The sequence below is a fragment of the Flavobacterium psychraerolatum genome (assembly GCF_025960985.1).
In the GTDB taxonomy this organism is placed as follows: domain Bacteria; phylum Bacteroidota; class Bacteroidia; order Flavobacteriales; family Flavobacteriaceae; genus Flavobacterium.
Genome location: NZ_JAOQMX010000045.1, coordinates 21,894 through 34,602, shown reverse-complemented (window position 1 = coordinate 34,602; position 12,709 = coordinate 21,894). Strand labels below are relative to the sequence as shown.

Genomic DNA, 12,709 nt, shown 5'->3' with positions numbered 1-12,709 from the left:
ACACTGTATTTACGACAGGTTTCTACAACGCCTAATTCTTCGCAAGAAGATAAAATTTCCAACTTCTCTTCTAAACTCCATTTCTTGTATTTCATATCTCAAATGTACTATTTGAAATTTAGAATATCACTCTGAACTTATAAGGGGCTAAAATATAATGTACCAGTAGAAGGACAGTTCTCAGATGTTTTATTGCTAATAGATAAAAACAAAAAGAAAATTGAGGCGTCAAAGGAAAATGGTAAAAATAAAGATTTGCAAACCTTAATTTCTAATAAAAAAAATGAAAATCAATTCATGCGTGTTGACAAGCAAGGCGATTTGTTTTCTAATTTTTTTTCCAATTTTTATTCACAGCTTAAAGATCCAACACATTTTCATTTTTTTAAAGGAATGATTGAAAAAGTAAAAACTATAACAGATTATAAACAAGAAAACAATACGATTATGGAAACAAAACAGTCAACCCCAGAAACTAGCGACTATCGCTATAAAGTAGAGCAAATAGATTGGAAAGCAATGACTAATCTGGGATTAAGTAAGGAGCGTCTCGAAAAAATGAACTTATTAGACCCGCTGTTAAAAGGATTTAAGACCAATGAATTAGTTCCTGTCACTCTTGATTTGGGAACATCAGTTACACGAATGGATGCAAGACTTTCTCTGCAAGCTAAAGAGGACGGACAAGTTGTTCTAGCCATTCACGGAATTCGAAAAGAACCCCAATTACAATTTAAGTTCTTTGGTCATGAATTTACAAAAGAGGACAAAGATAATTTGTTGAAAAACGGCAACATGGGAAGAGTAGTTGAGTTAATAAATCCTAAGACAGGTGAAAAAATTCCGTCGATTATTAGTATTGATAAGCTGACTAACGAACTTATCGCACTTCGAACAACACTAATCAAGATTCCCAATGAAATTAAGGGTGTTAAACTTGATGATCAGCAAAAAAATATATTATCTGAAGGAAAGCCATTGCATTTGGAAGGTATGATTTCTAAAAAAGGAGAGCCTTTTAATGCTTCAGTACAGTTTAATGCAGACAAACGATATGTTGAATTTTTATTCGACAGAGGAAGCACCAACAAGCAAACTGAAAATCAAAATATTGAAGCTCCTAAAAACTTTCGTGGGAAAGAACTAGATGCCGCACAATTTGAAAAATTCAAAGAAGGACAAACAGTTTATGTAAGTGGTTTGCTTGATAAAAAAGGAAAAGAATACCAAGGCTACATCACATTCGATAAAGACAGCGGTAAAACAGGTTTCTCATTTGATAACCCGAATAAAATAAAGGAAAAAGCCCAACCTAAAGAAGAAAATAAAACACAGGTTGCTGTAAACTCTGAAGGGAAAACCAACGAAGCGACAAAAAACAGTAAAGAGCCTTTGAAAAGCAAGCAGAATAATCCTGATGACTCAAAGCAGCAAGAGGAACAGGAGAAACCAAAAGCAGCAGCTAAATCGAAAGGTCGAAAAATGTAATTACTATTAAGACAAGTCCAAATGAAAGTAGTAATTGCAGAAAAACCAAGTGTTGCTCGAGAGATTGCTCTCTTGTTAGGAGCTAAAGAAAAGAAGGAAGGTTACCTGATGGGAAATGGATATCAGGTAACCTGGGCGTTTGGACATTTAGTGTCTTTGGCCATGCCAGATGATTATGGCATTAATGGTTTTCAAAGGGAGACTTTGCCTATTTTACCTAAACCATTTTTATTGACAGTACGTAAGGTCAAGAAAGATAAAAGTTATGTCCGTGACCTAGGGGCTTTGAAGCAGCTAAACATTATTGATCAACTATTTAAAAACTGCGAAAGTATCATTGTCGCCACAGATGCAGGACGTGAGGGGGAGCTTATATTCCGGTACATATATGAGTATTTGAACTGCACTAAACCTTTTGAACGTTTATGGATTAGTTCATTAACTGAAAAGGCAATCCTTAAAGGACTTGATAATTTGAAATCAGGAAGCAATTTTGACAGTCTATATCATGCAGGGTTGGGCAGAAGTCGTGCCGATTGGTTAGTAGGAATTAATGCTTCGCAAGCATTAACGGTTACCAGTGGAGGAGGTGTTTATTCGTTAGGTAGGGTTCAGACGCCTACACTTGCACTAATTTGTAAACGCTTTCTGGAAAATAAGGCGTTTGCCATTGAGCACTATTGGCAAATAGAACTGGAACATAACAAAGAATACCTTGATTTTAAAAGTCTTTCGACCATTAAATGGGATGAAGCTAAAAAAACGGATAATGTATTGAAAACAATTCATAAATACGGTTTGGCTTCAGTAAGTGCTTTAGAAACTAAAGTTATAAATGAACAGCCACCATTATTATTTGATTTGACAGCATTGCAGAAGGAGGCAAATATTAAGCTAAATCTCACCGCTGAAGAAACGCTTACCATTGCTCAAAGTCTTTATGAGAAGAAGTTTATTAGTTATCCACGTACCGGCAGTAAATATATTCCTGAAGACATGTGGGAAGAAATTTCTAAATTAATAAGGATAACAGAAGAGATGGACAAATTTAAAGCTGCAGTGGCTAAAATGCAAATGGGGCGCTTGAATAAGCGAATCGTCAATGATTTAAAAGTCACCGATCATCATGGTATCCTTATCACCGATAAGATTCCATCTGCATTATCAGCCAAAGAGAATGCAATTTACGAAATGATTGTCTATCGGTTATTAGAATCAGTTTCACCAATTTGTATTAAAGAAATAACCAACGTTATGGTACAAGTTTCTCACTACGATTTTGCCTTAAAAGGAGTTAAACTTCTGGATGCTGGTTGGAGAATTGTCAAAGGCAATTTTAGTGATGAAGATAAAGATCCTATTCAGGAATTACCAACTCTAAAAATTGGTGATGAACTTAAAATTAAAGCAGCAAAAGTAGTAGCAAAGAAAACCAAAGCTCCAATTATTTATACAGAAGCAAGTTTGCTTTCTGCAATGGAAAATGCAGGGAGTCAGATTGAAAATGAGCAGGAGCGTAAAGCAATTCAAAATGTAGGGATTGGAACACCAGCAACAAGAGCAGCTATTATTGAAACCCTTTTTAAGAGAGAATACGTCAAACGTGATAAGAAACTATTACTACCTACAGAAAAAGGATTAAAGGTTTATGAATTGGTAAAAGACAAAAATATTGCCAATGTGATATTAACCTCCAAGTGGGAACTAGCGTTACAAAAAATAGAGAATAGTGAGTCAGATTTAGTCACCTTCGAGAAGGAAATTGAGGATTTTACAGTCAGTTTAACACAGGAGATTCTAGATCTAGCTATAGAAGTAGAGCGAGTACCTAATCTGATTTGTCCAAAATGTAAGGTCGAAAAAGTATTTATTCGGGACAAGCTAGTGAAATGCAAGGATGAAAAATGCAATTGGACCCAGTTCCGAAATATCTGTGGGTTGCAACTCAGTCTAGTAGATTTGGAAGCACTGATTACAAATGGAAAGACAAGTCTTCTTAAAGGATTATTTAGTAAATCAGGTAAAAAATTTGACGCTTTTATTGTAATGAATGTAAGTGGAGAAACATCATTCGTATTTCCGGATAACAAGAAAAAGAGATAGAGTCATTGAATTAGTTCTCTTTGTTTTTAGCAAAATGTAACTGTGAATGAAAGCTGTACTTCACGTAAAACAATAAGAGGCAAATTATTTGAGTATCAACTCATATTGTAAAAAGGAAGGCTATCAATTGGATAGGGCTGGAATGCAGTGGAGCGTAGGAACGGAGCATAACGAAATGAAGCTTTATCCAGTTGATTTAGCCTGACCGAATATAAGGAATGAACGTGTGCAGCTGAGGAACGGAACAGCGTAAAAAGACAGCTTCTTATTTTTAAGAGGCTGTTTTTTTATTGGCTGTGAAGTGCCTGCGTAGGGTAGGTATGCCGAAAAACAAATTTCGTTTACACCTTACTATTGAAAGCATACCGACTGAAGCAGCCGAACGGAGCAAAGAGAATGACTGGAGTGAGACGAATTATTTAAACTATCTCTAATAGTTAAAAGCTTTTTCCATCAATTCCAACTCGCTTCTAGCAATTCCTATTTCTGCAGCAACCGTTTTCCAGTTGCTTGTAACATGTGTAACTTCTTGAATAATTTTATCCATTTGCAAAGTATTCAATCTAAAATACGCACCGACACTTCTAGCTAATTCAAAATCCAGTGCATTATTATCCATATCAATATTAAGAGCCAAACCGTCTTTGTCGATAGAGGGGTTAAGGTCGTAAGCAGGAGATAGAATCCAACCCTCTCTGGTCAAGATAAATCCATGGTTACGCAGATGGTCATCGGTGTTAGAAATAGCAATGTTAAAAATTATTCTGCGCCATAGTTGGTGTAGATTTTCTTCTACCTTTGCGCCATAATTGCTAATGAATTCGGCAATATCTAAATAACTTACGGGATTGTCTCTTATAGTATCTTCATTGTTTCCTGTCATAGTCATAGCCGAAGCAAAATGAATTCTTTCACCGTGCTCTCTATCAAAGCGCTTGGTAAAGAAAGTATTATGTTTTCCTATGATTTTTTCTATTCGACAGGGTACCATTCTAATTCCAGCACTAGTGGCCAATTTATAGGCTAAAAATTCCCAAGCTGCTTTATCTACAGTATCTGTTTTGGAGGGGAATTTGGCAATCCAAAGACTTTTGTCGTTATCTAAAATATTCGCTTTCGGTCTTGCACCACCTAATGAAGATCCAGGTGCCATAAGTACTGATAACCATTTGTTCACTTCTTCATTGTTGTTGTCATTTTCGAAATTTGCTGCAGCGTTTTGCAATTCTCGAATAGAAGACCAGGGCGGGGTAGAAGCGGTTTTACTATTATCTAAGAAATCTCCAGTTGGGTCAGTTTTAAATCGTAACGCTCCCATACGACTTTCATCATATACTCCCAGCAGAAAATCAATCTCATAGAGTGTTTTTGGTTTTTCATTGTTTTCTCTAGCCAGTTGGGCTTCGCGGCGTTTCATTAAAGTTCGTCCCCATGTATCAGGCATGCTGTCTAAAAAAATACCGAAGTTTTCTTTTTGGTTTGGGTATTGTGGACCTCCATATAATTGGATGTCTGGATCCAAAAGAAATTTCTGTTCTGTTTTAAGCCAATTTTTATCGTATTCAAAACTGAAAGCTTTTTTTCCTTTGGCTTGTTGTGCAGATAAGATACCTATTAATTTAGGTTCCTGCATTTCTTGCCAATGGGCATAAACGTAAATATCGGTTTTAGATGGAGCCATATTGTATGTTTTGATTATTTTAGTAGGTCAAGGTCTTGGAGTTTTCTTCCTAGTTCGTCATCGGCTGCTATTTTTAAAAAATCGTCTTGCAAACCTAGTACTCTTAGAACATTAAAATAAGCACCTATTGCCACACTAGAATTTCCTTTTTCTATTTGGTATAAAGTGGTTCTAGCAATATCGGCTCTTTCAGATACTTGAATGGCGGTTAGTTTTCTTCTTTTTCGAGCTAATTTAATATTCTCACCCATTTGCTCTAGAAGGAGTTGGTGTTTAGGGAATACAATTTGTTTTTTTGCGCTCATTTCTATAAATGTTCATTAATATGAACAAAAATAACAAATATGTACATAATAACAAACATTGTGTAATGATTTCTTTAATTGTAGTTTAACTAATTCATGCCTCCTGAACCAAATGTTGTAAATCAGGATCATTTTTAATACGATCCAATTCACTTTCGATAATTAAAACAATATCTCGTTTTATCTGTTTGTAATTAGCTTCAATTTCGGTCTTCATATTGTCTTGTCCGTTTTCGTCCGTGAATGATAAAATCTCGGGTATCTTTTTATAAGCCTTAGTTTCGGATGATACTCTATCATTATCTACGACAATTTCCGAATGGAAAATTTTCTGTTCGATGCGTTCATCAAAGTTGTCGGAAACTGCTCCCACGAACATCCCTTGGGTAAGCGTGGATATTTTGGAGGCTGGAATCAAACTGTCTAATTGAGTGGAGATCGAAGTTGATTTATCGTTTCTATTAATAGTAAGACTCTGGCGTTTCTGCAACACTTTCCCAAAGCGTTCTGATAAGCTTTTGGCTGTTTCTCCCACAACCTGGCCACTAAATATATTACCTACTGTATTTTGGATAACCTTACTTTCTTTATCGCCATAATCACGAGTCAATTGCGAATAATCTTGAAATCCCAAACAAACGGCTACTTTGTTACTTCTAGCGGTAGCTATTAAATTATCTAATCCTCTAAAGTAGATGGTTGGCAACTCATCAATGATCACTGAGCTTTTTAATTTTCCTTTCTTATTGATTAGTTTTATAATTCTCGAATTGTACAAACCCAGTGCCGCTGAATAAATATTTTGACGATCTGGATTATTACCAACGCATAGAATTTTAGGCTCTTTTGGATTGTTAATGTCCAACGAAAAATCATCACCAGTCATAACCCAATAGAGTTGGGGCGAAATCATTCGTGACAGCGGAATTTTTGCGGAAGCGATTTGTCCTTGTAACTGATCCTGAGCACCACCTTGCCAAGCATCCATAAAAGGAGATAAATAGTTTTCGAGATCAGGGTAGGAAGTAAGGATGGTAAAAACATCAACATATTTCTTGTTCAGTAATTCAATAGCATGCGGAAAAGTACAGTACTTTCCGTTTTCATAAATTTTCAGAAACCAGATTATAGCGGCTAGTAATATAATCGGAGATTCCACAAAGAAATCGCCTTGCTTCTGTATCCAACTGCGGTTAAGGTTCAACATAATGGTATAAGCCGATTCATAAGCATCTGAGATGTCCGTCATGAAATCGGGATTGATGGGATTACAACGGTGGCTTCTGCTAGGGTCATCAAAGTTGATAATATAGAATTTTGGTTTAACGGTATACTTATCGCTATGCTTTAATAAATGATTGTATGCAATAGTGGAAAGATCATCGAATTTGAAATCGTAGATGTACATGGAAAATCCTTTTTCGATATGCTGCTTAATATAGTTGTTTATTATGGCATAACTTTTACCAGAACCAGGTGTTCCCAAAACAATGGAGGCTCGAAATGGATTTACAACGTTTATCCATCCTTCATTCCATTTTCCTTTGTAATAAAACTTGGTTGGCAAGTTAACAGAATATTCATTTTGCATTAATGTGGTTTCTTGCATAAAGCTTTCATTCTCATTATTAAAAACGTCATCCATAAGATTGGTACGCAGTAGGCGGCTAATCCATACACCAGCTACCATTAATGAAATGTAACCTGCTGAGGTGGTCAAAATATATAGGGAAGTAGCAATCTCGGCTGACAATTTTAATAATGGATTATTGAGAAAGAAAAGTATTAATCCAATAATTAAGGCAATGTATATTTTTGTCCAACTAATTTTTTCGTTTTTTACTCCTTTTGTTCCCAAACAGCTTAAAGCTAACAGCACTAGTGCAAAAAGCTTAGTGTATAGGGTGTGAGAAAACAGACTTGCCGTTCGCTGAAAATTGCCAAGTATTTTATTAATGATTTCTAGCGTCCAACCTTTTTCTAAGAAAAAGCTATAGCAAAACCAGTAAAAGTGCATCAATAATAATAGGATGCTTACCGCACGCATGAAAGCCATTATTTTGGCGAGTCCTCTTAAATCGTCTTCTCCTTGCATAGTAGAAATATTTAAAATGTAACGAGCGAAAGTAAATCGAACCTAAAAGAATCTAAGGTAATTGGCCTCCATTGGCGTTCATTAGCATTTGTTGTCTCGCTGAAACTATTTCCTGTCACGACGATTGTTTCGTTTCGCCTTTTTCTTGATTTGATTAGCAAATGTTTGCTCTTCATAATCTTCAGCTTGAGCATTTGGAAGGTAACTTCCAAGGCTGTCTACAAGGCCAAAACCATTAGTAGAATAGGTTGAATTATTTCCATTAAGGAAATCGAAAAGAGCATGCGGTTTTTCATTTTCTGGTTTGGAATCATTTTTTTGATTTTGGGATGAGACTTTTTTATCAATTTTATTATCATTCTGAACTTTTTGCGTTCCATCCTTTTTCCATAACTCATTAAAAACGGTGGCAGATAAATTTTTACTCAATTGGGATCCATTCCAAACAGTACGGGATTCGTGGTCAATAAAAGTTATTCCATATATTCGACCTTGGTCATTTCTTCGAACAACTGTATTCACTCCCTGATCGACTAGTTGTTTTTTAAAGTCGGTTTCACCAATGGTGGTATTCATGGCAACTTCAATCGAATTTTTTAAAATATCTTTCGAAGGCTCTATTTTCATTTTTACTTTCGATTGTTCGAAATGCTTTTCTAAATTTTCCATTCCAGCCTGTTTTCCAAAGAGAGAGGATTTAAACGGATTTGTTGCTTTTTCTCCATTCTCATCTAATGCAAAATAAACGAGTCCTTGCTTAGTCCGACCTTGAATCTCTCCTGTTATTTGTTCGGCAGTGATATTGAATAGGGAAAGTAATGCGTTGTAAGCCCCTAAACTTTGATATTGGTAATACTTTGGTAAATGCCGAATTACCGATGCTATTTGACTTTTTACATTGGCTTCTTTGTAGTCAACGGGTTTAAAAATCACTTCTTTTGAATTATGGTTCTTTTCAGTAGCAGGAAGTAATTGATATTTTTGTTCCAGTTCGCGACAAGCATTCATAGAGCGCAATTTTTCATAGGAATCAGATAACTTTTTACCGTAACGATCTACACAAGTCGAAACGATATGAATGTGCGTTCGTTCAATATCAGTATGTTTAAATACTACATAAGGTTGGTCTCCATAGCCCATAAGATCCATGTAGTCTTTCGCGATTTTTTTAAAGTCTTCATCAGTAACACTATCTTTTGGATTTGGATTGAGTGAGATATGTAAAACTGGTTTTTCTGTTCGCCTATTTGCCATTAAATAGGGTTCAAATGAACTGTATAATTGGTTAATTGTAAACTGTCCATTGACTGTTTCTCTTATTCTATGGGTCGCTAGTATTGCTCCATTTTCTTGGTCAACTTTGAGATGATTATACGAAAGCGCGCCAATTATATTTGCTCCACGACCAATTTTTGCTATCATTTTTCTTCTTTTTTCAAATGTTTCAATTCAAATTCTGCTGTTAATTGAGCGATATCACGACATAACTGAGCTAATTCTATAGTTTGTTTTTCCAATTTAAAGAGGTAAGCTGATGCTTTCTTTTCAGAGAAATTGCGGTATAATATCTTCACAATTTGATTGTAATTGACACCAACCGCACGAAATTGACCATACAAAGTGGTTAAGCGCATATAATAATCCATTGCTGCCATGTCTACTTTTACCGTTTTTATTTGCTTTTCAAATAAAACAGAAGTAATAAAACGAGCTTTATTGTCTAATCCAGAAGCATCAAAAAGCGAAAGAAATTTAGCATTTTCCTCATCCGTTAAACGAAAAACATAACGATGGATGCTAGGATCCTTTTTGGGATTCCTACCACCTTTGTGTTGTTTTTTGTTCTCTTGATTCTCCATAATCATTCCAATTTTAATTTTTAGAAAACCCCGACTTCGGAGGGATTTTTAAGCCCCTGCAAGGGCAAGTTGTTTTGAGGCACGGAATTCATTTCGAGTGCCTCAAAACACAACTTGCTCTGTTCTGGTGAACAGATAATCCGTCCGCCTGTCGGCGGAACAGATTTAATAGAGCAGGGAAAAACGGCTTAAGGCCGTTCCAGTTCTTGTTTAAAATTCGATTTATGCTTTTCATTTTTTAATCTGTTTTGTCTTTTTACAAAGTAAGACATTGATTGGTTTAGGGTTATGGTATAAGGAATTGCCAAACCGTGTCAATAAAAGCCAAGAACAACCACAATGTTAGAAGCACTTATATCGCTCTGTTTCTTTGTACTTATAAACAAACAGGAATACCTAGTTAGCTATGTACGTAACCACATAATTACATAAGTATCACTATAGAAAAGTACAGTCATACAGTTATAAATAGAGATAGATTGAACTAGATAGTTATATGATTAAGTAGAAATGTAATTGTGTTTCTAAGCACTCCTGTAGATAAATATTTATGGAATTACCTACAGATATACATACATAACGCAATTTGCAGATATGTTGTTAACAGCTTACCTAACTACATAAAATCATAGACAAATCGGTACAGACATATTGCTGTAGGTATCTAATTAAAGAAGTACAAATACAAGTAAATACCGATATAAATAATTAAAAAAAATGGAATTATGAATGCAAATCACAACACAAAATTTATCGCTTTTTCTTCTCAAAAAGGAGGTGTCGGAAAAAGTACGTTTACAACATTAGTTGCAAGTACAATGCATTATCGATTAGGTTTCAATGTAGCCGTCTTTGATGCCGATTTTCCACAACATAGTTTGATTAAAATGAAATCTCGTGATCTGGCTATGGTTATGGAAAATGAGCATTTGAAAAAACTAGCCTACAAACAATTTACCACCATCAACAAAAAAGCCTATCCCATTCTACAACACAAAGCGGAAAGCGTATTGGATGCTGCTCAGGAATTTTTAAATACTTCTGATACACCAATTGATGTTCTATTTTTTGATCTCCCTGGTACGGTGAATACTCCCGGTATTCTGAAAGCTTTGGCAGGAATGCACCACATTTTTACGCCAATTACGGCTGATCGTTTGGTTATGGAAAGCACCCTAATTTTTACGCAGCTATTGCAAGATGTAATTATGAAAAAAGGAGCAACTTCTATAGAAACTATTAATCTGTTTTGGAATCAGGTGGACGGTAGAGAAAGTACGCCTTTGTACAAAGCTTATAACCAACTAATCGAGCAATTGGGATTAAGTTTAATGCAAAGCCAAATTAAGAACAGCACTCGCTTTCGCAAAGAAAGTGAAGAACATAGCAAAACTGTATTTCGCTCAACCGTAATGCCACCCGATGAACGTTTGATGAAAGCCTGCCAATTAGATCAATTTATAAACGAATTTTTGAAAATCATTCAATTATAGAATTATGGAGAAAGAAAACAAGAAAAAAAACGCTCCCGAAATTAACGAAGAGTTGATGATGAACTTGATGGTGGATGGTATAAAAAAAGAAGGTTTACAAGTTCCGATAGAAAAAGAAAGGGAATACGAGAATTATAAAGAACCTCCCAAAGAGAAAAGTACGATTAAGGAAAAGAGTAAGGGGAAACGGGCGAGCGAAGGGGATTACGAAAGTATTTTTTTCAAAAGAATTGACACCAATGCACGGGACGGAAAAACGGTCTATATCAGACCCGATTTCCACGAAAAGCTTTCCCGAATTGTTCAGGTCATAGGCGAAGACAAGATCACTATTTATGCTTATTTGGATAATATGCTAGATTACCATTTTCAGGAATTTGGTGAGCAGATTACGAAGAGTTTTAACGATAAATACAAACCCATTTTATAAAAAAGTTATGGAAACAGTAATCGTAATTTGCTTGCTTATCATAATAGTACTGCTGTTACAAGATAAAATTGTTATTAAAAAATATCAGGAGCAAAAGCCAATACAGGATAAAAATGAACCAAAGCTACCTGATATTATGGGGCAACCCAAGCCTCAAAGAAGCCTTGCTGTGCCAAAAAATGACAATGAAAGTCAGGAGCAAAAAGAGGAACAAACTAATGGTAATTTTGACATTGAAATCGACGAAGAAAAAGTCGAATTACAAATACTAACAGAAGAGCTGGATGAAGTTTTTGGGAATATACCTGATTTTGAGAACGAGGAAGAAGAAGAATGGAATAGTTATGGAATATCCGATGGCGAAAATGGTTTTGCCCAAGGGGTTACCTTTGAAGAATTAAGCACTGTAAAAAAGTTGTTAAAAAAAGAGAAAATGAGACCCTCTCAAAAGGAAACAGCAACAGTCCTACTTCAGAAAATACAAGGAACCGAATTATTCGACCTATTGGAAAATTCTATCGAAGATGCCTCTCTAAAAATAGCCAAGCTGCTAGACGGTACACTTTCTTCAGAGACGGATTCTGGTTCTTCTTCTTTGCAAAAAAATGATTTGGAAGATTTTGATATTGGGGCGTTTGTGTAAAATAATGTGCAAAGAAATAGCCTTTTAACGGTTACTATTCCAACATCTTAACCATTGCATTGTAATAAGTGCAAGAGCCCCAAAGTTTTTTATTTCCGATTATATAAATCTTTTTTTTAGTTCTAGTAAGTGCAACATTAAGCATATTTGGCTTTTGTGAAGCCCAATTTCTTGCCCCTGTTGATTTGGGGTCACTCCCCAATACTAAAAATACAATTTCAGCCTCTTTTCCTTGAAATTTGTTTATAGTTCCACACAATATTTTTTTGTCATTTCTAAATTCTTCTTCACAAGAGGAAGCGACTGATTTAAATGGTGAGATGATGTATATTTCTGCTTGGTATCAAATATTTCTCAATTCCTTAATCTTTTGATGTAAAAATGTGATTTTCTCTCTTACTACGTGTTTATTAATAAGTTTAACCGTGTCTGAGTTTACATTAAACCAAGTTGACTTTCCAATAAAGGTTTCCGTAGAATTTTTGGCCGCTTTTACCATTTGTTCTCCATAAGCTATTTTATTAGCGATGGAGAAGATAGGGTTATCACAACGCCTATGGGTTCGTAATGGAAAACAAGTCCAAATTTTTTTCTCCGTATCTCCAACGTTCA

11 protein-coding genes are annotated in these 12,709 nt (G+C 35.3%); 5 read left to right on the top strand and 6 right to left on the bottom strand.

Going from position 1 to position 12,709, the window contains the following annotated elements; all coding sequences use genetic code 11:
* Positions 1–192 precede the first annotated feature (192 nt).
* A complete protein-coding gene (locus M2326_RS14660) occupies positions 193–1,488 on the top strand; it encodes a DUF3945 domain-containing protein (RefSeq protein WP_264620297.1) in 1,296 nt (431 codons plus the stop codon).
* A 21-nt stretch (positions 1,489–1,509) separates the two neighbouring features.
* Positions 1,510–3,591, top strand: coding sequence for a type IA DNA topoisomerase (locus M2326_RS14655; RefSeq protein WP_264620296.1), 2,082 nt, complete (start codon positions 1,510–1,512; stop codon positions 3,589–3,591).
* A gap of 430 nt (positions 3,592–4,021) precedes the next feature.
* On the opposite strand, the gene M2326_RS14650 is transcribed toward M2326_RS14655, so the two are convergent.
* The 5 genes from M2326_RS14650 to mobA all read right to left on the bottom strand — a co-directional run bounded on the left by M2326_RS14650 (position 4,022) and on the right by mobA (position 9,531).
* Entirely contained in the window at positions 4,022–5,272 is a 1,251-nt protein-coding gene (locus M2326_RS14650; RefSeq protein ID WP_264620295.1) for a type II toxin-antitoxin system HipA family toxin, read from the bottom strand.
* Between the two features lie 14 nt (positions 5,273–5,286).
* Positions 5,287–5,577, bottom strand: coding sequence for a helix-turn-helix domain-containing protein (locus M2326_RS14645; protein WP_264620294.1), 291 nt, complete (start codon positions 5,575–5,577; stop codon positions 5,287–5,289).
* Positions 5,578–5,671: 94 nt separating this feature from the next.
* A complete protein-coding gene (mobC, locus tag M2326_RS14640) occupies positions 5,672–7,672 on the bottom strand; it encodes a conjugal transfer protein MobC (RefSeq protein WP_264620293.1) in 2,001 nt (666 codons plus the stop codon).
* Between the two features lie 105 nt (positions 7,673–7,777).
* Positions 7,778–9,094, bottom strand: a complete 1,317-nt coding sequence (locus M2326_RS14635; RefSeq protein ID WP_264620292.1) for a relaxase/mobilization nuclease domain-containing protein — start codon at positions 9,092–9,094, stop codon at positions 7,778–7,780.
* Complete coding sequence (gene mobA, locus M2326_RS14630; protein WP_264620291.1) at positions 9,091–9,531, bottom strand: conjugal transfer protein MobA; 441 nt, start codon at positions 9,529–9,531, stop codon at positions 9,091–9,093. The genes M2326_RS14635 and mobA overlap by 4 nt, the downstream gene beginning before the upstream one ends.
* A 725-nt stretch (positions 9,532–10,256) precedes the next feature.
* On the opposite strand from mobA, the gene M2326_RS14625 reads away from it, so the two are divergent.
* From M2326_RS14625 to M2326_RS14615, 3 genes are read left to right on the top strand one after another with little or no spacing between them, the layout of a single operon-like run.
* Positions 10,257–11,024 (top strand): ParA family protein, encoded by a 768-nt coding sequence (locus tag M2326_RS14625; protein ID WP_264620290.1) that lies wholly within the window; start codon positions 10,257–10,259, stop codon positions 11,022–11,024.
* Positions 11,025–11,028: 4 nt separating this feature from the next.
* The gene (locus tag M2326_RS14620) at positions 11,029–11,454 is read left to right on the top strand and encodes a DUF3408 domain-containing protein (protein ID WP_264620289.1); all 426 of its coding nucleotides are present in this window, start codon (positions 11,029–11,031) and stop codon (positions 11,452–11,454) included.
* A 7-nt stretch (positions 11,455–11,461) separates the two neighbouring features.
* Entirely contained in the window at positions 11,462–12,097 is a 636-nt protein-coding gene (locus M2326_RS14615; RefSeq protein WP_264620288.1) for a conjugal transfer protein TraD, read from the top strand.
* A gap of 34 nt (positions 12,098–12,131) precedes the next feature.
* Here M2326_RS14615 and M2326_RS14610 read toward each other — a convergent pair whose 3' ends face one another.
* On the bottom strand, positions 12,132–12,422 hold the full coding sequence (locus M2326_RS14610; protein ID WP_413603275.1) for an AAA domain-containing protein: 291 nt from the start codon (positions 12,420–12,422) through the stop codon (positions 12,132–12,134).
* Positions 12,423–12,709: the final 287 nt, after the last annotated feature.

What these genes read in the sequence shown, in the direction of transcription:
- M2326_RS14650 (WP_264620295.1), bottom strand. Translation starts at nt 5,272, where the DNA reads ATGGCTCCATCTAAAACCGATATTTACGTTTATGCCCATTGGCAAGAA.
- M2326_RS14635 (WP_264620292.1), bottom strand. Translation starts at nt 9,094, where the DNA reads ATGATAGCAAAAATTGGTCGTGGAGCAAATATAATTGGCGCGCTTTCG.
- mobC (WP_264620293.1), bottom strand. Translation starts at nt 7,672, where the DNA reads ATGCAAGGAGAAGACGATTTAAGAGGACTCGCCAAAATAATGGCTTTC.
- M2326_RS14615 (WP_264620288.1), top strand. Translation starts at nt 11,462, where the DNA reads ATGGAAACAGTAATCGTAATTTGCTTGCTTATCATAATAGTACTGCTG.
- M2326_RS14625 (WP_264620290.1), top strand. Translation starts at nt 10,257, where the DNA reads ATGAATGCAAATCACAACACAAAATTTATCGCTTTTTCTTCTCAAAAA.
- M2326_RS14645 (WP_264620294.1), bottom strand. Translation starts at nt 5,577, where the DNA reads ATGAGCGCAAAAAAACAAATTGTATTCCCTAAACACCAACTCCTTCTA.
- M2326_RS14655 (WP_264620296.1), top strand. Translation starts at nt 1,510, where the DNA reads ATGAAAGTAGTAATTGCAGAAAAACCAAGTGTTGCTCGAGAGATTGCT.
- mobA (WP_264620291.1), bottom strand. Translation starts at nt 9,531, where the DNA reads ATGGAGAATCAAGAGAACAAAAAACAACACAAAGGTGGTAGGAATCCC.
- M2326_RS14620 (WP_264620289.1), top strand. Translation starts at nt 11,029, where the DNA reads ATGGAGAAAGAAAACAAGAAAAAAAACGCTCCCGAAATTAACGAAGAG.